This window comes from Haploplasma modicum ATCC 29102 (assembly GCF_000687835.1).
GTDB classification, from domain to species: Bacteria; Bacillota_I; Bacilli_A; order Acholeplasmatales; family Acholeplasmataceae; genus Haploplasma; species Haploplasma modicum.
Window position 1 is genome coordinate 404,399 of the sequence record NZ_JHYB01000002.1, and the last position, 23,070, is coordinate 427,468.

Annotated in this window: 14 protein-coding genes; all 14 read right to left on the bottom strand. The window is 29.1% G+C overall.

Annotated features, from left to right (window positions below):
• Positions 1-16: 16 nt before the first annotated feature.
• Complete coding sequence (locus tag T352_RS0102050) at positions 17-1,012, bottom strand: carbohydrate ABC transporter permease (protein WP_051615744.1); 996 nt, start codon at positions 1,010-1,012, stop codon at positions 17-19.
• Positions 1,002-1,922, bottom strand: a complete 921-nt coding sequence (locus tag T352_RS0102055) for a carbohydrate ABC transporter permease (RefSeq protein WP_026391554.1) — start codon at positions 1,920-1,922, stop codon at positions 1,002-1,004. Before T352_RS0102055 ends, T352_RS0102050 begins: the two co-directional genes overlap by 11 nt.
• 1 nt (position 1,923) lies before the next feature.
• Positions 1,924-4,560 carry a DUF5696 domain-containing protein gene (locus T352_RS0102060; protein ID WP_026391555.1) on the bottom strand — a complete coding sequence of 879 codons (2,637 nt, stop codon included), beginning with the start codon at positions 4,558-4,560 and terminating at the stop codon, positions 1,924-1,926.
• A 12-nt stretch (positions 4,561-4,572) separates the two neighbouring features.
• Positions 4,573-5,211 (bottom strand): YIP1 family protein, encoded by a 639-nt coding sequence (locus T352_RS0102065; RefSeq protein ID WP_026391556.1) that lies wholly within the window; start codon positions 5,209-5,211, stop codon positions 4,573-4,575.
• Entirely contained in the window at positions 5,211-6,725 is a 1,515-nt protein-coding gene (locus T352_RS06165) for an NHL repeat-containing protein (RefSeq protein WP_026391557.1), read from the bottom strand. The genes T352_RS0102065 and T352_RS06165 overlap by 1 nt, the downstream gene beginning before the upstream one ends.
• Positions 6,726-6,742: 17 nt before the next feature.
• Entirely contained in the window at positions 6,743-7,642 is a 900-nt protein-coding gene (locus tag T352_RS0102075) for a carbohydrate ABC transporter permease (protein WP_051615747.1), read from the bottom strand.
• A 1-nt stretch (position 7,643) separates the two neighbouring features.
• Positions 7,644-8,573 carry a carbohydrate ABC transporter permease gene (locus T352_RS0102080; RefSeq protein ID WP_026391559.1) on the bottom strand — a complete coding sequence of 310 codons (930 nt, stop codon included), beginning with the start codon at positions 8,571-8,573 and terminating at the stop codon, positions 7,644-7,646.
• A gap of 10 nt (positions 8,574-8,583) precedes the next feature.
• Positions 8,584-11,400 carry an extracellular solute-binding protein gene (locus T352_RS06170; RefSeq protein ID WP_035344781.1) on the bottom strand — a complete coding sequence of 939 codons (2,817 nt, stop codon included), beginning with the start codon at positions 11,398-11,400 and terminating at the stop codon, positions 8,584-8,586.
• A 173-nt stretch (positions 11,401-11,573) separates the two neighbouring features.
• Positions 11,574-12,938: an ABC transporter substrate-binding protein gene (locus tag T352_RS0102090; RefSeq protein ID WP_026391560.1), complete on the bottom strand. Its 1,365-nt coding sequence runs from the start codon at positions 12,936-12,938 to the stop codon at positions 11,574-11,576.
• Positions 12,939-13,071: 133 nt separating this feature from the next.
• Positions 13,072-15,663: an N-acetylmuramoyl-L-alanine amidase gene (locus T352_RS06825; protein ID WP_026391561.1), complete on the bottom strand. Its 2,592-nt coding sequence runs from the start codon at positions 15,661-15,663 to the stop codon at positions 13,072-13,074.
• Between the two features lie 93 nt (positions 15,664-15,756).
• Entirely contained in the window at positions 15,757-16,770 is a 1,014-nt protein-coding gene (locus T352_RS0102100; RefSeq protein WP_026391562.1) for a serine hydrolase domain-containing protein, read from the bottom strand.
• A complete protein-coding gene (locus tag T352_RS06830; RefSeq protein WP_162151105.1) occupies positions 16,767-20,525 on the bottom strand; it encodes a glycoside hydrolase family 10 protein in 3,759 nt (1,252 codons plus the stop codon). Before T352_RS06830 ends, T352_RS0102100 begins: the two co-directional genes overlap by 4 nt.
• Positions 20,518-21,738: a glycoside hydrolase family 10 protein gene (locus T352_RS06190; protein ID WP_051615750.1), complete on the bottom strand. Its 1,221-nt coding sequence runs from the start codon at positions 21,736-21,738 to the stop codon at positions 20,518-20,520. The genes T352_RS06830 and T352_RS06190 overlap by 8 nt, the downstream gene beginning before the upstream one ends.
• 55 nt (positions 21,739-21,793) lie before the next feature.
• Positions 21,794-22,930, bottom strand: coding sequence for an anhydro-N-acetylmuramic acid kinase AnmK (gene anmK / locus T352_RS0102115; RefSeq protein WP_156951174.1), 1,137 nt, complete (start codon positions 22,928-22,930; stop codon positions 21,794-21,796).
• Positions 22,931-23,070: the final 140 nt, after the last annotated feature.

Genomic DNA, 23,070 nt, shown 5'->3' on the forward strand with positions numbered 1-23,070 from the left:
CCTTCTCCTTTATAAGTTATCCTACGATACCTGTTCTTTCAATTGATTCAACAAAATTCTTTTGAACAAATAAGTACATAACAAGTAATGGTAACATTGCAAGTAATGCTGCAACGTTTAATACAATTGTATGATATTCAACAATCTTAGAATAATCCGAACCCATTAATTGAACCATTTCAGGTTTTAATAATAAACCTCTAACGTTTTCTATAAAATTGGCTAAACCGGTACTTAGTAATGGCATATTAGATCCAACTTGTAACATGTTTGTATAATATGAATCGTTCCATTGCCATACAAATGCGAATAATCCAACTGTAATTATTGCCCCTTTAGCATTTGGTAACATAATGTTCCAAAATGTTCTAAATACTCCAGCACCATCGATCATTGCTGATTCTTCTAACTCTTTTGGTAATCCTTCAAAGAAACTTTTAAAGATGTAGATAAAGATACCAGATCTAATACCCATTCCAAAAAATGCTAAAACGTATAATGCTAGCTCATTACCTGTAAGCCCAATGTTTGTAAAGTAATTTCTTCTTGACATCATTAGGGCATTTGGTGGTATAACGATTGTAATAACTACAAACACAAATAATATTTTATTCCATTTAAATTTTAATCTTGCAAATGCATATCCAGCAATCGCCGTAATAAAGATTTGAATTAACATTGTAATTAAACTAATTCTAAATGTATTAAATAAAGCTTTACCATAATCAAGAGCAATTGATGCTACCTTGAAGTTTAAGAGTGACCATTTTTCAGGTATATATATAACTGCAGGGTTATTAACTTGACTTGGATCATGGAAGCCCCATATTGCTTGTTGAATTATTGGAAATAAAATGATAAATGATAATCCAATAATTAGGAAAGTTCTAAAAAATGAGACTAAAAATTTCTTTAGTTTATTTTTTCTTCGGATATTTTTATTAGAATCTTTCATATCTGCAACAAAGTTATTTTTTATATCTTTGATTTTTGAAATTAAATTAGTTTGCATAATGTGATTCCCCCCATTTAAGTACTTTAGCGAGCATTCCCACAATAAAGATAATAAATAATACTAATAATGTATATATCCATGACATAGCTGCTGATAATCCAATGTAATTTTGTCCCCTACCATTAATTGTTAACTGAATATAATTTGTTATTGATGACGATAAGAATGAGTCAACAAGTACATATATTAATACTGTTAAAATATGTGGTGTTACGTTTGGGAAGGTAATTAACCAGAACATTTCATAAGCTGTTGCACCTTCAACTTTAGCTGCTTCATATAAATGTGAAGGAATTGATTGGATACTTGCTAAGAATAACAAGATTGGAATACCTGACAAAGTAACAATTGAAGTCATTTTATTTACTAATCCTACTAAAAGATTAATTGATCCTTCACTTAAACCAGCATTCAATAAATAAAATTCAAGATTTATTAATGAAGTTTCAGCTTCTGCTCCTGGTAAGCTTAATCCGCTCATTGCTTCTAATACTGTTGCTGAGTTTAAAATAACTGGAATAAAGAAAATTGCACGAGCAATCGCTCTTCCTTTAAACTCTGTATTTAATATTGTTGCCATAATTAAACTAAATATTGCAATAACTGGTAAATTAATTAAAACATCGGATAAAGTTGTAATCAATTCTACCTTAAAGAATGTATTGTTTAAAGTATGGGTATTAAATATTTCTAAATAGTTATTAAATCCATTAGAAGTAACTAACATACCATTTTCAGTAATTTGAATATTACTGAAACTATAAATTAATGACTCAATTAATGGATAAAGGAAAAGAAGGACAAGACCAAATATCCATGGTAGTAGAAAAATTGCTGCCCAAAGTTTCTTTTGATTTTGATAAGTCATATTTTTACCAAATAATGGTTTCTTTTTTGCTACTTCCATCTTATATCACTCCTACAAAATAATCTAATCCATCAATTGTCTTACCGTTAATTGTTACTGGATATGGATTATAATTAAATACTATTTCTACACCATTACTAAAGACTGATTTATTTACGTTATTTGCTAATCTTTGATGATTAATTAATTTACCACTATGAATATTTGTTGCTAACATTTTTTGATAGTGAGTATTAATTGTTTCTTCCCAATCTTTATAATATGTTGATAAATAATCATTGTACTGAGTATTTAATAGTATTTCTGAACTTTCATAACTTAATGTATACTTCAAGTTTGAACCTGTTTCAAGTGCCTTCATAAATTGATAGTCTATACTTCTACTTGCAGTTAAGTTAATACTTTGAGTTGTATAATCAATTAAGCCACTTAAAACTAATTGGATTAACGGTATTTCATAGTCAACAATAGTATAATTTGTTGTTTTTGTTGTTAAATCTGTGATGTAATCCATGTATTTAATTGCAAATCCTAATGGTTCACTTCCCATTAGTTTTTTATCGACATTTTCAAGCATTTGCTTTTGTAATAATAGTGCATCTTGTTTATAAATTACATCTTTTTTAGCATAACTACCTGCTAGTTCACTACCAATATACTCAAAACTTAAATTTTGTAATACATTTTTCTTATTGAATTTCTTATATAAAGTATCATAATAACGTGGGTTCAATGTGTAGTCTGATCTTCCTTCATTTCTAACGTTAGTTGCTTGATTATAATCAATAATTGTTGCATTATCACCAGACAATCTTCTTGAAGTATATCTATATTGATCAAATGGTCTAGTATAATTTGGAACACCAGCTATTTTAGTTGTAACAAAAATGTCAATTCCTTTTTCGCCTAGTGTTTTTTCAAGTTTTGTAAACTCTTTTTTCCCGCCTAAAACTTTTTCAATTTTACTTTTATTAGCAATATTTTGTGATAACCCACCATTAATTGCACCATTATATAAAATGTTTATATCATTAATATTTTTTTCAATAAAATCATTAACAATAATATTTGCTTGTTTAAATGTTGTTAGTGATTCTTGATTTGTATATGGAATACCTAAAGCAAATTTCTTACGATCAAATGCACCTAGTAACTCTAATGTTAGTTTTGGATTAGTTGTATTATCTTTAATCTCTAATCCATAATCTTCTATTAAATATTTTTGATACATTGAAGCAATACCTGAATAGCTATTTGACGTGTTATCTAATAAGTAGTATTTTACTGTAAAATCAGTATTTACTATTTCATTTGTCGCTAAAATAACCGTATATGCTGAAATTGAACTACCAATTGTAATTGTTTCAATTTCTCTTAATGCAAATGATGCTCCAATTGTATTATATGGTGTTTGAGTTGAACTAACATTAGCATTAATATATGCCATTGCTTCACCTTCTGTAATAACTGCAGCAAAGCCAGTATCACCAGTTACTAAACCAAATAATGGGAAAATTAAGTTTTCTCTTTCCACCTTTTGGCTTGGTAATAATGCTAAATCTTGACCATAAATACGTCTTTTATAAGCATTAGTTTCTCCACCCTTACCATTATCAAAGTTAATTACTGCACCACTTCCATCAGGAACTACTAAATATCCGCGGTTTAAATTTGCTAGATCTCTATTTTCAGCACCAAACATTGGATATAATGATATTTCATTAATTTTATGGTTTGCTGATTCTTTAATTGAATCTTTAATAATTGATGTTTCAACACCATTGTCAGTTAACTTAACTTGAATTGCAACTTCAATAAAGAATTCAGTAAAGCTTGTAAAATATCCATTTTGTTGATTTTCTTCTTCTACTCTTTCAATTGAGTAATCACCTAAAACTTCAATTTTATTTTCTTCATCGATTGGATAAAATATTTCATACAATGCTGATAATTCACTTGAAGACATATTTTCATATTTACTTTGAATAATTTGTCTCTTACTTTCATCATTAGTATCTTTAGTATAAATATTTTTAAAGATTAAATCTAACATTGACTCAGGATTTTCATCGAGTCTTCTAACAAGTTCTGCTAAAACAATATCATAAACTTCAGCTGATAAAAATCTCGGAATACTTAAATAATTAAGTTCTAAGCTTTTCATTTTATATAAAACTTGGAAACCCGAATCAATATAGTTAATTGAAAATGTTTTTCTACCATCTTGATCATAGTCAATTGTTGCCTCATGGTTAATACTTAGTTTGTAGTTGTTCATTGACTTAACTGTATTTAGTGAGCCTTGTCTTTCAAGATAATTGATTGTCATAGTTGACTTTTGGCTATCGTTTGTTGGATCACTTGGATTTGATAACCATTTTTTTCCAGTTAATTTATTTTCTAAAACAAAATGTGAAGTTGTTTCATCTAAATATAAAATTAAATTTTGATTTTCAGCAACTTTTTTATTTGTATCGGTTAATACATCTGTATAAACTCTTTCACCATTGTTATTAATTTCCACTTTTTGAACATCAACAAAATTTTCTTCGTTAAATTCAATTAAATTTTCATTATTGACAGTAGCTTTTTTCATTGGAAATGAAAATATATATGCTGCAGTGATTATAAGTAGTGAAACAATAATGCTAATTATAGTAATTTTTTTCGCTGTCATCTTATTTTCCTCCTATAACCTTAAATTAATTTCTTGCCATAATACTTTAATAAAATAGAATATTTCTTGTATTAAACTAAAGAATAATAAGGCAAAGAAAATCATTACTGCCATTGCAACGATTGTTAAAAATAATGATCCAATTGTCTTTAATAATCCATATTCATGAATATTTAAAACACCCATAAATAAAATCCAACCAGTTGCAACATATGACATACCAATAATTAATTGGTAAATTGCCATTTCTTCGATTGTCAGTAAATTAGAAATTAAAACTGCAGGAATGCCAATTATTACAATTGGAAATAAAGCATATCCTGTTACCATTAAAATTTCTTTATAGTTACCCTTACCTGACATAATTGTCGTTACTGACCAGTTAGCAACTGAAAATAAACCAACAATCATCACAACTGTTAAAATTTCTTTAATTGAGTTTAAATCAAGTGGGTTAACATCATTTATAATTGGTGATTCATAACTAAATTTAATTATTCTAAAAATAATAAATAGAAAAATGAATACTAATGCAACTGATAATTTACCCTTTTTATTTCGTTTGAAATCTTCAAATCCATCAAAAGGATGAAGCATTACATATTTTGGAAATGCTATGTAATCATTGTAAATGTTTTTAAGTACTTTCATTATTTCACATTTCCCTTTCTTTTGAATTTATGTCTATTTTTAACAACTATTGGTGTTGCTACTAAAGCAACAATTCCAAAGACAATAAGACCAAAATATTTTGATAGTATTTCATTTCGATAACTCTTAAATGCTTTTGAATAGTAATATGAGTCATGACCTAATCTAAAGTTTTTCATTGCTTCTTTATATTTTTTTTGTCTAAGTAAACTCTTACCAATTCCACTATATGCAATTTCATAGTTAGTATTTAATTTTAATACTTCCGCCCATATTAATGAAGCTTCTTCAAAATTACCATTGCTATGTTGTTCAATTGCACTATTTACTAATGTACCAAATTCTGTTGGTGATAATACAATAACTTTATTACTTCTTTGATCACCATCTAGAATAAGTAAGTTATCACCTAAATAGTCTAATGCTACCGGTGTTTCTAACTTATCATTTTGTGTTGCAGTACCAACACTACTTTCACCGTTGATATATAATAATTTTCCTTCTTGATCGTATGTAAATACTCTTGATCTTTTTTGATCTAATACAGTATAAATACCGTTTTTTGTATACGCAACATCAACTAAATTAGATGGACCAACAATTTTTGTGTCATTATTCATTGTTGGAATAAAATTAAAATCCCCCATTGGTTCATGATAACCATTTCTCTTTAAAACGTCATCACCCTTTGGATTAATTAATTGAATCATTTTCTTATAGTTGTTTTTAGTTGGTTTTGCTGTTGCATAAATAAAACCTTTTTCATTAATATTAACATTTGTATAAGATGTTGTAAGTTCTAAAGCCAAATTCTTTTTTTGTTCTTCTGACATTAAACTTCTTCTTAAAATCTCAAATGGAGTTAATACAATTGTATTAGTCCCAACAAAACGATTTAATTTACCTGATGCATCAAGTTCTAAAATCCCTTCGTGAGCTCCATCGATAACAACATAAATGCGTCCTGATCTATCAACTGTAATTTTACTTGGCTCAAAATTTAAGTCTTCGATGTAAGGTTCGCCTTCTTCGAAAATTATATTTACAATTTCAAAATTTTCATTTAATTTTAATACACGATTGTTTTTACTATCTGCGATATATAAATATCCATCAGATACTGCAATTCCCTTTGGTGTATTTAACTTATTACTTAAAATCTTAGTTTTCTTTTCTAAATCTGTAATACTTACTTCTAATTTATCTTTTCTTTCTAGAAAATCATCTGCATAAGGAAATTCAGATTTTGTAGTAACTAATTCATATTTATCATTAACAATTATTAATTTATTTTCTAGTGAATCTATGATGTATACATTATTTTCATAAACTAATAAATCTTCTGGTCTACCAAGTGATACACCTAAAGTTCTACTGTCAAAGTATGTCTGAAATGTCATACCTGGAGTAGAACTAATTACCTCTCCGTAGAAAGAATAATTATAGTTCTTAGCTCCCATTAACATTGGTATTAATAAAAATAACGATAAAATTAATACTATTCTTTTTTTCATATATTTTACCCTCTTTCTTATTTCATACCTGAATGACTCATTGTTTCAACAATCTTAGATTGTGAAATTACGAAGAATACGATTGGTACTATCATCATAATAAATGATACTGCTGCAATTGTACCACTTCTTTCAATTGAACCTTGAGCAATTTGTCTAAGAGCATATGAGAGTGGTTTTAACTCTTCATTGAAAATAAATGATCCACCATCTGTTGTCCATAATCTTTGGAATAATAAAATAATTAATGTTAACCATGCTGGTTTAACAAGTGGCATAACGATTTGGAAGAAAATTCTATATTCGCTTGCACCATCAATTTTTGCAGATTCAATTAAATCCATTGGAATTTGTTCCATAAACTGCTTCATTAAGTAAAGCCCTAAACTACCTGCAATAGCTGGTAAAACAACAGCTGAATATGTATTAATCATCCCTAATGATGAAATAATAATATAGTTTGGAATTTGCGTTACTTGTGGAGCGAACATTAATGAGTAAACAACAAGTGCAAATAGCAATTTACTTCCAGGGAATTTATATTTTGAAAGTGGATATGCTGCCATTGAAGCTACTAATACGTGTCCTGCAGTTCCTAAAAATGTAATTATTATTGTATTAAAGAAATATCTTGAAAATGGAATCCATGATCCTGATATTAAACTTGATAAATCTTTAAAGTTATCAAGTGTTGGGTTTTTAGGAAATAAAGTTGGTGGGAATAAGAATAACTCATCTAGTGGTTTAAATGCATTAGATACAGTCATAATTAACGGATATGCTGAGAATGTTCCAAATATTAATAAAACAATGAATAATCCAGCACTTCCCCATTTAGAGCGGTTTAAGTTTTTTCTTCTCTTATACTTTCTACGAAACTTAAATTCTTGATATTTTTCTTTGAAGTATTTAATCATTTTACTCACCTACTCTCCTTAAAACATTTCTTACAAGCATATTAGCCCCCATCATAATTAAGAATAAAATGGTTGCTATAGCGGAGGCATAACCTAAGTCAAATCTAATATTACCGTAGTCCATTAAGTGAGTTACGATAGTATGACCTTCATAACCCGTCGATGGGAACCCTAGTAACTGAATTGATACTTCAGCTATTGCCAAGCTCGTTGTAATTTGCATAACAGCACCAAACAATAGTTGTGGCTTCATTGTTGGTAGTGTAATAAACCATAATTCTTGCCATCTATTTTTAACACCATCAATTGATCCTGCTTCATATAATGAGCGATCAACGTTTTGTAGCCCTGCAATAAAGGCAAGGAAACTAACACCTAGACTTAACCATAATTGAACAATGATTAAAACCATCATCATATATTTTGGTTCTTGTAACCATCTAATTGGTCCATCAATAAATCCCATATTCATTAAAAATGCATTAGCATATCCGTGAATATCTCCCGAGAAAATAACTAACCAAATTAAAAATGCATTACCTGATATTGATGGAACATAAAAGATAACAGTAAGAATTGATCTAACAAGTGGTTTTAATTCATTAATTAGCCATGCAAATACAAACGCTGCTAAATAACCAACCGGACCTGTTACAATCGCTAAAATGAAAGTATTTTTAAGAGAAATCATAAATACTTCATCATTTAAAAATAGTTTTATATAGTTATCAAAACCTATAAACTTTGGTGATTCAAGTAAGTTAAAATAAGTGAAACTTATTCCAATTGACATGAATACTGGTAAAACTGTAAAAATAAAGAACAATATAAAAAACGGAGCTAACAGAATATAGTTATGCTTATTTAGTTTAATGTCTTTAACTAGTTGATCCTTTTTTGATAAAGGTGGTCTACCTTGTTCTAATTCCATAAAGCTCCTCCTATCCTAAATTAAATTCTTCACGTTTTAGTCTAATTTCTTCATTTATAATTTGAACATAATCATAAATTACTTCTCTTGCATTAGCCTTTTCGTTGATTACTTTTCTAAATGCGTTATCTAAGTGACGTCCTGTCATGTATGATCCTGGTACTTCTGGAATACCTCTCACCCATTCCCATTGTTCTTTTAACTTAGCTAATTCATCTTGTCTCCATGGTAAACTTTCAAATGCTTTGACATTAGCAGTTGGATAACGTGCAGCTGCACCTAAGATTCCTTCCATTTCACGGCCAAATCTTACTTGTGTTTCTTCACTTGTCCACCACTTCATATATTCCCATGCAGCAGCTTTTTTATCTGAATCATTAAGCATCATAACACCTGTGTTTGATGATACTGTTTCTCTTCTTATTTGTTTATTACCAAATTCATCAGTATACTCAGTTCCTGGTACTGGTAAGAAGCCCCATTTACCTCTAATTTCTGGAGCAAACACTGATAATGTATTATAGATGTTGTAATATGTAATTCCCATTGGCATTTGTCCACTTCTAAATCTATTAGTGAAGTTTGCTTCTACTGGGAATGAATAATCTGTATAGAATTCTGTCCATCTTTCAAATATTTCTGGACCAACTCCTTCATTAAATCCACTTTCACTATTGTTGTTAATGTAAAATTCGCCATCATTTTGGTAGAATAATGTTCCAAAAATTGGATTAACAGGTAAGTTAACTACTGCACCTTGTGTTCTTGGAACTGGTAAGTAATACTCTAAGTTATATGTTTGTAAATCAGGAATAATACTAATAACATCATCCCATGTATTTGGAATTGGTAAATCTAATTCTTCAAAGATATCAGTACGGTAAAACATCATTAAGAATGTTTGTTGTTCTGGAAGTGCATAAATACCTTCATTAAATTCAAATGGTACAAAAGCACTTGACATAAAACGATCTGTAATTGTATTAAAATCATCAAATTTTGTCAAATCATAACTAGCTTTACGCATCGCATAGTTAACTGGTGTATTTGAATCAACCCCCATTGCGATATCTGGTCCTTTACCTGCAAGTGTTGCTGGTAAGAGTGATGCTCCACTAACTAATTTTAAATCTACTTGTATTCCATATTCTGGTGTAAATTTCTCATCAATTAATTTTCTTAAAATATTTGCTTGATCCTTACCCACTGTTAACCAAACTTCAATTGTTTCACTACTGTCATTATTTGTTTTACCAATTGATGAATAGTCAGTAAAGAAGGTTGAGAAAAATGATGATATTTGGAATCCAAGATTTTTAAAAACACCAACATTATTTTTAGGCATTTTAACTTTACCACTATGAACAACAAAATAGTCTATTTCAAGTGGTTGATCTGATAATAAAATAACTAAAGTTCCAAGTGATGAAATGTTGTTATTAAAATCAGATAATTTACGATGGATTCTACTTGGTCTTTTTAAGAAGTCTGCAAGTTGAACTAAAATTGTATCTAAAATACCTGTTTTTTCACTCTTTGATCCTGAAATATTAATTAAATCTTCTCTAATATTAGTTAAATTTTCATATTCTTTCTCAAATGTTGGTAACATTGTCGGAATATATTTTTCTAATTGATAATCTTTATTTGGATCTGGTTGTGAAGTTGTTCTTTTTAATATTTCACGATATATTTTACTTAACTCATTAATTGAACTTTCAATTTGAGCAATTTTAAATCCATAACTTCCAAGCGATGATTCAAGTGCTATTTCATAAACTTTACCTGCTTCAAAATAAAACTCGAATGCTTCTTTATCTGTACCTAAACTTTGAATTCTAAATGAATTGTTATGTTTAAATGAATAATTTTCTAATTCTTTAAAAGGAATTTCTCCATTTATATAAATATTTCTCGAAGAAGTCATACCAGATGCTAGATTTTGTCTAACTCGTAAACTTATATTATAAAGCCCTGTTTCTTCTACTTTAAAATTCCATACTATTTTATCACCAGAAATTCTCCAGTTTTGACCACCAATTGTATTTAATCTTATTTTATTGGATTTGTTTGGTGAAGTAGAAGCTCCTCTATCATTTAGCGGATAAATTGTAGGAGATGTTGTATATTTTAAGTTTTCACCTTCAACAATTTCAATATTACCTTCTGCTTTTTTATATGAGTTTGCTTCATATTCTTTTTTCACTTCACTATAGTCTTTAGCTTCATTGATTGATAAAAGTTCTAAAGATTCAATTACAATTGGTTCGGCATCAGAAGTTAATTCAATCTTGTTTTGTCCACTCTTAAAATAAAAAGCAAAATTTCCTGGAATATATCCAATTGAGTCCTTTAAAAAAGTACTTGACCAAATTGGTTTTTCAATTTGACTTGGTCTAATATCATTTCCATAAATATCTTGTTTTATCGTTGATTCACTTCCCCAGAATCTATGGATAGCCATATTATTAGCACTAGAGAATGGTATTTCATCATTTATGTAAATTGTTCTTTCAATATTTGTACCTTTTCCCTCTACAGGAAAGTAGTTTAATTTAATATTATAAAAACCAGCAACTGGAACATCTACCGTCCATTCTATATTACTAGTTTCTTCAGTTCTTACAACATTTGATTTTCCTTCAAAGTTCGAAAGTATTACAACATCATCAGATGAATTTGTAAAATTATCGCCACGAACTAAAATACTTTGATCTTTAGGATTAACCATGTCGTATTTTTGTAGATAAGCATAATAATCAGCCACACTACTATTTTCAAGTTCAGAGTAATCAACATCACTGGTACTTGAAGTATTGTATTTCAAAAAATTCTTAGATGAATTGTCAGAGATCGTTTTTGTTATTGAATAAACAAAAAAATCACGATGACAAGATTCAATACAATTAGAAATTTTTTCATATTTTGGTCCTCTCTTTTTAATAATTCCCCCTCGACGAAATAATCGAGAAGGAATTATCAATTGTTTTTATTATTTAGTTATTTTCCCAAATATTTGTCTAAAGCATCTTGGTATATTGGTTTAATTGCTGCAAGTGCAGATCTTGGATCTCCAGATACACCATTTTCCCCTCTAATTGTTGATGCAATTGTTGGTCTCCAACTATTTGCACCATATGATGGTATTCCAAGATCATCTAATATTTCTAAATAAATACCTTCATAAATTTCTAAGAATGCATCTACATAAATGTCTTCACGTAATCTTGATTTTAACACAGCTTTAAATTCTCTTGTCCCCTCTGCGTTTGATCTCCATAATTGTAGTTCGTTCCATACTTGGAATGCTAATTCTTGTTTTGCTTTATCTTCTTGGTTTGCTATGTTGTAAACTGCTTCACCTGAAATTGGTGTTACATATTTTCCTTTATAACTATCTGAAACTGGATAAGGTACATAACCTAAGTTGAAGTTTAATGTTCCCCATCTGTTTGGTGCATTTAAGAACCAAAATGCACCTGGATGCATTAATACTCTACCTGCTTGCCACTCTGGGCTACCTGCATCGTATGTTCCAGTTGGTTCAAAATATCCTTTTCCAACCCATTTAATAATTTCATTATATGCTTCAATAGCTGCTGCTGAATCAAATCCAACACGACCTGTTTCTAAGTTAACTAAATTACCACCATTTAACGGTACTAATGATTGTGCCCACATTGGATATGCACCACCAAGAACATATTCGCTATTTTCACCATCTTTACTTAAAACAGCTTGAGCTTTTTTTGACCACTCGTCAAATTTTGACCAAGTCCATTCTCCTCTTTTAAAGATTTCTGCTGGGTTTTCTAGCCCTTTTTCCTTTAGTAAGTTTTCATTAAAATATAAACCTAGCTGACCTGTTGGTTTTGCACTTGTGAATGAGTAGAATTGGCCTTTATATGTACCAATTTGTCTAACTGCTTCATCCAAGTTCTTACCATGTGTACTTACCCATTGGTCAACTGGTGCAATTGCAAACTCATTTGCTAATTGACTTGTCCAACTTGTTGTTGTCCAGTAAATATCAGCCATTGGTGCCTTGTTTTTATGTTGTTCAATAATTTTATCAACTCTTGCTGGACCCCAACCCGCATCTGTTGGGTAAGCGACATATTGTACTTTAACGTTAAGACGTTTTTCAACATCTTTTTGTAAGGCTTGTCTTTCTTCTTGATTTTGTCCACTAAAAGATGGATCAAAAGGATCAACTTCGTTTAAAGCACCATGCATAATCTTTATTGTTGTTGGTTTGTTTCCATCACCATTACCGCCGTCGTCTGGTTTTTTCTCTGGCTTTTTACAAGAAACTAAAACTAACGCCAATAATAAAATAAAAATACTTGCGAATATTTTTTTCATATATTTAATTTCCTCCTATTTCTTCAATATTTATTATATCATTGTAACGCTTACATTTGAATGTTAATTCTATTTTTACAATATATATTCACTACTTTTCGATATTTTTTCAATAATACGAAAAAACTTTCAATTATTTCCATGAACCTGGTAAAAATGTAGTGAAATCTCTTGATAATGTACCTGAAGTAGTTGTTACTTCAATTGTATATGAAACTGTCATTGAGTGAGTTGGATTTTTAATAATAATACCTGCATTATCTAAATATTCAGGGTCATTTGAAATTAATTTAATATCTAAAACATTATTAAAGTTTTGAAGTAAATCAAATTCATTTTTCGCAAACTCTTCAAATAATGGAATAAATCCACCACGACGCATTGATTGCGGACACTCTTTACCACTAAAATCATTATGATATGCTAATTGACTAAATGGCATATTATATTTTGTCATTAATTCAGCTGAAATTTTTGCTGTTTTTTGCCATGTTTTCATAATGTTTCCATCTTCGTTAACAGACATTTCAATGCCTATTCCATTTCTATTTCCACCACCAAAGTATGTTGATGACTCACCTGGTAGAATTTGCCCATCACCAGCATGATAACCTACTTCATCATATGGTAAATGTTGATAAACAAGTTCACTATCTACTGTCATATGCCATGAAGTATTTAAAACAACACCTTTGTCTGCATTGCTTGATAAGTAATTAGCATGTGATAATGCTCCTGCACCAGCTGCTGTATTTGCTGTTTCATGAACAACTATCCAAACAATATTTTCATCATTGAATTTATATTCTTCTTTAATATTTGAGTTCTTCTTAGATCCTGGTCTAATACCTGGACTAACTGGTAAAAGTTTTGAAGTATTAATTTCGATATCTTCTATTAATAATCTTGATACACTATCATGATGTTTAGCATCATAATTAAATCCTGCCCCATAAACGATAAACTCATTAAGTTTTGAAAAGCTTAATTGACGTTTTGTTATAAAGTCTAAAATATTTGCTTCATCTAGCGAGCCGTACGACTCAAATTTAATTTCTTCAAAGTACGCATCTTCTTCAACTAATGAAGCTTTAATAGTAAACTCACCCTCGCCTATAACTTTAACTAAACCATTTTGATCAACTGTTGCGATTAATTCATTTGAACTTTCAAATCTAACTGCTTTGTTTTCGTATGTATATGGAAACGGTGTAGCCTTAACAGTAAATTCATCATTAATTTCTAAATCATGTTTAATATTTGAAGTTTCAAGTTGAATTCCTGGATTTGTCATAATTTCTAGTGTTGTTTTATCATTTTTTGTTCTATCACCAGATGCTTGAGCTGTTAAGACAATAGTTCCTGATTTAAGTGGTGTTAAATAACTTGTTGTTGTTATTGAAATGTAATTAGGTTTAGATGTTATCCATCTGACAGAATCTGAGGCACTATATGGTAATGTTCTTACTTCATATCTGTGGTTTTGTCCTAATTCTATTAGTTCAATAGGATTTAATATCTCAACAAAAATTGGAACTTTAGGATTATAATTTTTTTCACTTAAAATATCTTTTGCATTTTCATAATTTTTTAAAAGTAATGTTTCATTAACATTTTCAAATTTATTTAAATCTAAATTTTTAACACCCCAATAATTAAATGTTAATTCAAACTTACTTCCCGTATTTAAAATAACCGCTTTTTCGTAGTTAGTTACTTCATTGAATCTCGCATACGCTGTATGTGATCCTTTATTATTTAAAGGTCCTAAATCAATTACTAAAGCGTTATTTACTTTGTCAATTTTATTTCTATAAAGTAAAATACTTGATTTTGCAGATAATTTAACTATGTTTGAAATATTTATTGCTTCACCTACATCATTAAATTGATTTTTATTTATATTTGTAACAGTTTCGTTCTTAAACTCTTTAATTGTAATTACTGTTGAATTAATATTTGTAAACTTATTTTCAACTATATTTAAATCTAGAGCATTATTTACTAATATAAAATCCTGATTAATATTATCCGCTATATTATTACTAAAATTGATTGAATCTACATCATTAAAAATCAATTTTGAGTCGTTAATAAATTTAATACCTTCTAACGAAACACTTCCACCTTTAAATTCAAGTGTTCCCTCAAACGTAACATCCTCATTTGAAAAGATTGAAAAATCGCCGTTAAAGGAACTATTAACAGAATATGAACCTGATAAAACATGAATAATTGCCTCACTATTAAATACTTCTTCAATTTCTTCTAGAGTAGAAAATAATGTAACACCAAAAACATATTCAATATCATCTAATAATATCTTATCCCCAGTTTTTGCATCAGCCTTAAGCATTGCCTGATTTACTACTTTTATAGTAATACTATCAGTTATAGCAGGACGATCTTTAATTTTGACGGTTAGCTTTGTTTCACCAAGTGATAGAGCTTTAATAATACCATCTTGTGTGACGCTTAATACTTCCTCATTTTCAACTTCAAAATGAAATATCTCATCTTCTGTATTTTCATCTTTAGTAACTATAATTTGTTTAGAATCACCAAGTGCAATTAAATCTAAATTTGAAACTTTAATAGACTTCGTTAGTTCTTTTTCTGCCGGAATATTTGGATCTGGATTATCCGGATTTTTTTCTTTTGGTTTACATGAAACTAGTAAACCCGCACTTAATATAATTCCTAAGATTAATAAAAATTTTTTCATACACTACCTGTATACTCTATTTGCAATTATAGTATGTTTATATGAGTATACATCCTTTCATTTTTTTTACTATAATTTGATTTAACTATTCTTTTAACTATTATAAAATAGATTTAATATTCTTTTTCGTGATTCAAAAATATTATTTTTATCTCTTGTTGGATGTACACCATTCGACAAGAGAACAAAACCTCTTTTTTCTTTCCGATCAATCCATAAGTTACATCCAGTAAATCCTGTATGCATAATAAGTTCATTGTTAGTTAGAACTTTTTCTGGATACAGATTATACCCATATGACCTTGCTAGCGTATTACCTTTTAAATCCTTGTTAATATATTTTGTGTTAAAGATTAAGTTTTTCATACTATTTGTAAGCAATTTTTCATCTTCTAAAATACTTTTAATAAATAATGCTAAATCATAAGATGTAGAAAAAACTCCAGCATGCCCAGATAAACCGTCTAATAATCTTGCCCTTTCATCATGAACTGTGCCAATTAAAAATTGATTGTTGCTACTATCAATTTCTGTTGGAGCAATATTACTTGAATCTGGTCTATATGAAGTATTAATCATTTTAATTTTATTAAAGATCTTTTCAGATGCAATTTCATCAATTTTTCTACCATATATTTTTTCAATTATAAAACCTAAAATCATAAAACCTGTATCAGAATAAGTAATACTACTTTTGGGTTCATAAGTTAACTCTTCTGCAAATATCTGTTTAATTAACTTTTCTTTCGTATCTATCTTGCTTGCATTTTTAACAACAGGTCCAAGACCTGATGTATGGAACAAGAGATCTTGGATTGTTGTATTTTTGTGTTTATACTCTGCTAAAATATCACAAACTTTTGAGTTGAAATCAATTTTACCCTCGCTTATAGCTTGTAAAACTAAAGTTGTTGTTGAAACTACTTTACTGAGGGATGCAATATCATAAATTGTGTTATTTGTATTTGGTTTTTTCTCAGGCAAAAGACTAATTGAACCAACATTTGAACAATTAATATTTCCATCTTCTACTAAGCAAAAAGTTGCTCCAGGAAAATCATTATTTAAAACACCTTCGTTTAAAATTTCCTTAATTTTTTCAATCATTTTCTTTTTTTCTTAATAATAATAACTAATACAACTCCACTTACTAATACTAATGAAACAGCAGTAATTACTATCGGTAATTTTAAGTCATTTGTTGGTTCAACAGGATCGACTGGATCTGGTCCTGGATTTTCTGGATCAGTTCCTGGATTTTCAACATCAAGAGTATAATCAACATCTGATTCCCAAGGGAAATCTACAGATTTTGTCCAGTAATATGAATTTAGGAATTCAAGAGATTTTTTTGTCCCTGTATCTGTTTTATCTAATGTATTATATGTAAAGAATGACATACCTAATAAATTTTCATATTTGCTTAAATATCTTAATTGTTCAATCATTTCATTTTCATAGCTCCATGACTTATCATTTAGTCTATAAAATCCTTGACCAATAACTAGACCTACACCATTTTTCTCAGTTAAATCATACCACCAGTCAACTAAGTCAGCAAATGGAGCAATTGGTGAACCGTTTGCTCTAAAGTTATCAAATTGCCAGTAAAGTTGTGGTGTAACATAATCAAGCCAACCTTCTTCTACCCACTTTTTAGAATCAGCAAATTGAGTATCATAACTTTGCATACCGTTGGTTGCTGAACCTGTTCCGTCTGTTCCCTTGTTTCTCCATATACCAAATGGTGAAATACCATACTTGATTTTCTTATTTAGATCGATATTTGCTTTTCTAACAATTTTAGAAACATTTTCAACAACTATATTAACATTTCTTCTTCTCCAGTTATCTAGAGATTCACCAGCTAATTTATTAGCATCATAAGTTTTCTTATCATTAGCGGCTGGAGTCCCTGCATAACTATAGAAGTAATCATCAAAGTGAATTCCATCAATATTATAGTTTTCAACAAGTTCTGTAATAACATTTCCTAAATATTCTTGGACTCTTGGTTCACCAGGATTTAATATTAGAGCGCCGTTAGTATCTGCAAGTAATAGTTCTGGATTTTGTTTTGCAAAATTATCATCATGTAATGTGCTTATTTGATCTGCAATTGAACCTGTTCCTGTCGCAACTCTATACGGATTTAACCATGCATGTAATTCAATTCCTCTTTTATGTGCTTCTTCAATAGCATATGCTAAAACGTCGAAGCCAGGATCTAATCCTTCAGTTCCTGTTACATATCTTGAATATGGTGCAAATTCTGAATAATAAAATGCATCATTCATTGGTCTTACTTGGAAGAATATGACATTAAACTTATTTTTCTTGATTTTATCAAATTTTAAACTAATTAATTCTTTGTATTTTTCAACTGTATCCATTTTAGGTAAATCGATATTACTTACTGTTGAAAACCAAATTGCTCTAACTTGCTTATCTTTTTCTGTATAGGTAGTTGGTAAGCTAATAATGCTTCCATCTGCTTTCTTGATCTCTTTACCGTCTCTTATTACACGGTCAACATTTAAATTTATATCAACTTTAATTGTAAATGTCTTCATAATTTCTTCTGAGACTTTACCATTTGGAGCTTTAGCATAATATGTTATACCATTTAGACCATTTTGATCAAAAACTATTTCATTTGTATATTTTTTATATGTCCCAACATAATTATTTAAATAATATAATCTATAATATATTTCAACTCCATCTATCATTTCTGCGAATGTAACTACAACTTTATTTTTATAGTTATCACCTTCTTTAGTTCCTGTAATTGAAATACTTGGTTCTTGTGGTGTTGAATTATCGACATAAATTGTTTTTGAAGCTATTTCCTTCTTAGCATCTATATTTCTAGCTTCAATTAAATACTTACCGTCTTCTTCTAGTTTAAATCCTGATTTATATGTAATCCAAGCTCCTGAATTAATACGGTATTCCATTTTTGGAGCTTTTGAAATTAATTCTATTCTTGCATCTGTAAAATATGGATCATTTACATTACTTGAACTAACTACTACAATATTTGGCTTTTCAAAGACTTCATCTATAATTGTAAAATCTATTTCTGCAACTTTAGATGGTGTTACTCCATCTAGAGTTCTAGCATATACTATGTGTCTTGATTTTTTAGTTAATGTAATTGGTCCTTCATATTTAATAAATTCTGCAACACTACCAAGTCCACTCATAATATAATACTCAATATTTTCCGTCTTATTTGCATTAATTGTTAGTTTAACTTCACCTAAATATTTCCCATCTAGTTCCTTACCTTCAAGAGTGAAAGTTGGTTTATCATTATTAACACGACTTATACTAATTGATAACTGTTTAACCTCACTTGAATGAAGGTCACTTGTTTCTGATTTATAGTAAAAATCTTCTGTGCCATGATGACTTAAAGTAACCGGTCCAGTATAATCTTTCCATGAATCACTTCCTATTTTATACTTGATAGGACTTGTACTTGAAAGTGTAATAATAACATCTTCAGTATAATATGATCCAACCTTATTACCTTCAATTGAATGACTTGGTGCCTCTAATGTTAGATTAGAATAATTTGTTGGAACTTTACTTGTCCAATAATTATCTCTAATATAGTTCAATCTGCTATCTCCTGAAATATTTTTTAAAGAATAAAAAATTGAACCCTTAATTTCTTCAAATTGTGAATTGTAAAGTATTTGATTTGCACGTTCTCTTACAGGCCAATTAGCATCTGAAACAGAATGACCAATAAATAGATCTACTCCTGTTCCTTTAACTAAATCTACCCACCATTTTACAACATCGGCATATGATGCTGTTGCGTGGGAAAATTGCCAGTAAACTTGTGGCGCAATATAGTCAAGCCAACCTTCTTCCACCCATTTTTTTGTATCAATAAAATGTGATAAATAATGTTGTTGACCACTTGTGTTAGATCCATCTGGATAGCTTGATTTATTTTTATAGATTCCTGATGGAGAAATTCCAAATTTTACTCTTTTATTATTTGTTTCATTAAAATCTTTAATATCATAATGAAGTCCTTCAATTAATTTACTAATACTATCTCTTCTAAAATCACCAATTGTACTAAAACCTGAACCATATTTTTTATATGTGTGATTATCATCAGCAGTACCTTCAAAATAAAAATAATCATCAAACTGAATTCCATCAATTGTTGGATATTTTTCCATTAATTCGGAAATTACATTTCTAATATAAGTTCTTACTTCAGGTTCACCTGGATTTAAAATATGTGCTGAGCCACTTTTTATAACTAAATCTTGTCTTTGTCTTGCAAAATTATCCGGATGTAGATTATTTAATTGATCCATTGTAAATCCTGCATCACTACTTACACGATAAGGATTTAACCATGCATGAAATTCCATTCCTCGCGCATGAGTTTCTTCAATTAAAAACTTAACAACATCCCAACCTGGATCGCCACCTTCACTACCTGTTAAATATTTTGAGTAAGCCGCATATTCTGATTCATAAAACGTATCATTCATACCTCTGACTTGAAACATAATAGCATTTAAGTTATATGATTGAGCTAAATCAAGTTTTTCACGATATGCTTGTTTATATTGTGCTTCGCTCGTATGAAGTGGCATATCTATATTCCAAACTGTTGCAATCCAAGCACCACGGAACTCTTTATTTTTTTGTTCATACACCTTTGGTACCATTACAGGTGTGTTATTTCCATCTTTATAAGTAACAGTTGTTGATCCATTTTTCAAAGGTTCAAGATTCGAGCTTGCTTTAAGATTTTGGACCGTTAGTATTGTAAGAGCAGAAACTAATATAATACCTACAAAAATTTTAATATATTTATTCATTTTTACCTCCTAATAGTTTCTTAACTTCTAAAACTCCTGGATAAGAAACTTCTTCTTTATTTTTAAAATTATGATAAGTGAAAAATACTTCTCCACTAACATTTGGTAAATTATTTACATATTTTATTTGATTTACTACTTCGAGTGGATTTTCATATTCTCCTTCACGACCCTGGCGATAAATTCCAAGTCCAATATATAGCTTAACATTTGTTCCTTCTACTAAATTATTCCACCACTTTGCAAGGTCTGCAAATGGTGCAACTGGATGTCCAAATTCCCAGTATAATTGTGGGACTATATAATCAATATACTCATTTTTAACCCAATCATATGAATCAGCATATTGATTATCATAACTTTGACTTGTAGAAGCTGCTGAGTTTGATCCTCTTAGATCATTTTTAACACTTCTCCATATTCCAAAAGGCGATAGACCAAATTTTATTTTATTATTTTTGTTTTTAATTTCAACATTTAATCTTTTAATAACATCAGTGATATGGAATCTTCTATATTCTTCTAATGATTGACTTTTATTCTCTCTTAATTCAAAGTCACCTAAATCATTGTCATCTTCACTAAGTGGGGCATATGGATAGAAATAATCATCCCAGTGAATACCAGAAACATCATATTTTTCTACAATTTCCAACATCGAATCAATAATAAACTTTTTAACTTCTTCTTTTACCGGATTTAAAATAAACTGGTTTTTGCTATCTCTAATTACTAAATCTGGTCTTTTTTTAGCAAAGTTCTTATCACTTAGAGATTCAATAAATGATTTTTTATCAAGTTCATTATTTAATGATACTCGGTACGGATTACACCATGCATGAATCTCAATCTTTAATTCTTTACCCTTTTTCACTACATACTCTAATACATCGAATAATGGTTCTTTATCTTCTTCCCCCATTATAAATTTACTATATGGATTTAACTCAGATTGATAAAAAGCATCATTTAATGGTCTTACTTGAAAAAATATTGCATTAATATTAAATTCTTTAGCTACATCAAACATTTCATCTAATTTATTTTTATATGTTAATTCATTTTCCATAATTGGTAAATCAATATTAACAACGGTAGATACCCAAAATGCTCTCATTTCTTTTTCTTGATATTTTTCTGGAATTACTATTTGCTCATTTGTTTCATAATAACAAATTGGCTTTTCCTTTTCTTTATAATAAAATAATTTCATTTCACTCACCTTAACATTCTATCTTTTAAATATAATGTTTTCCCTTCATATTAATCTATTCTTCAAAATAATAATTTACTTGACCTAAAATCGCTCTTTTTTTAGCACCTGTCGATGAAATATCATTGCCAGGCAAAAAGTTTAGAGTCTCATTGCCTAAAACGATAAATGCAATCGCTTCTTTAAAGTCGCTACTTAAACCATATTTTTCAATTTTTGAAATCTCTGTCTTTACTAATCCCTCTTTAATCTTAGAAATAATAAATTCATTGTGGACTCCACCCCCTGAAAAGACTATTTCATCAATTAAACCAAATTCATTTTCTAACTTTTTATATTCATTAATAATTGAGTCTATAGTAATTAAACTAAGAGTGGTAATTATATCTTCCTTGCTGCTCTTAACATATTTATCAATTAATTTTTGAGTGTAATTATCACCAAAAATTTCTCTTCCTGTTGTTTTAGGATAAGGTTTATTAAAGTAATCGAGACTCATCACCTCATCATACATTGCTTGAATGATCTTACCCTTTTTAGCTACACTTCCACAGCAATCATAATCTTTGTTAAAAAGTACTTTCATTGCATAATTAATCATCATGTTGGCTGGTCCTGTATCAAATGAGATTGAATTCCCTTTTACAAGTAATGTTAAATTTGAAATCCCACCTAAATTATGTAATGATATATTTTTGTTGTACTTACTAAAAAATAGTTTATCAAAGTATGAAACTAGTGGTGCACCATTACCATAAGCTGCAATGTCTGCGGCTCTAAAATTTGAAACTACTGTTGTTTTTAATCTTTCTGCTAAAACAGAGCCTTCACCAATTTGTAATGTTGATTTGACAAAGTCTTTTGTAGCATCTGCCTGGTGCCAAATGGTTTGACCATGACTTGCAACAAAATCTATCTCACTTAAATTTATTTTATTTTTTTCTAAAACTTCTAAAACCTTTTCTGCAAAAAAATCACCTAATTCAAAATTTAGGCTAGTAATTTTTTGTACATTTGATGTCTTTATATCAATAACTTCTTTAATTTTAAGCAAGAGTTCTGGCTTGAAATCTAATGTCTCACATGCAACTAAATCAATTTCAGTGGTTATACTAGTTCCTTTTATTTTTGCTACTACAATATCTATGCCATCTAGTGATGTACCACTCATAATACCAATTGCTAATTTCATTGTTATCATTCATCCTTTGTATCATTATAAATGATAACGCTTTTATATTTTAACACTTTCCTTACTTTTGTCAATTTTTTCATATATTGTTTTTTTTTTTCTATTATTTACAAAAATAAAAAAACTATCAAGGATTATTA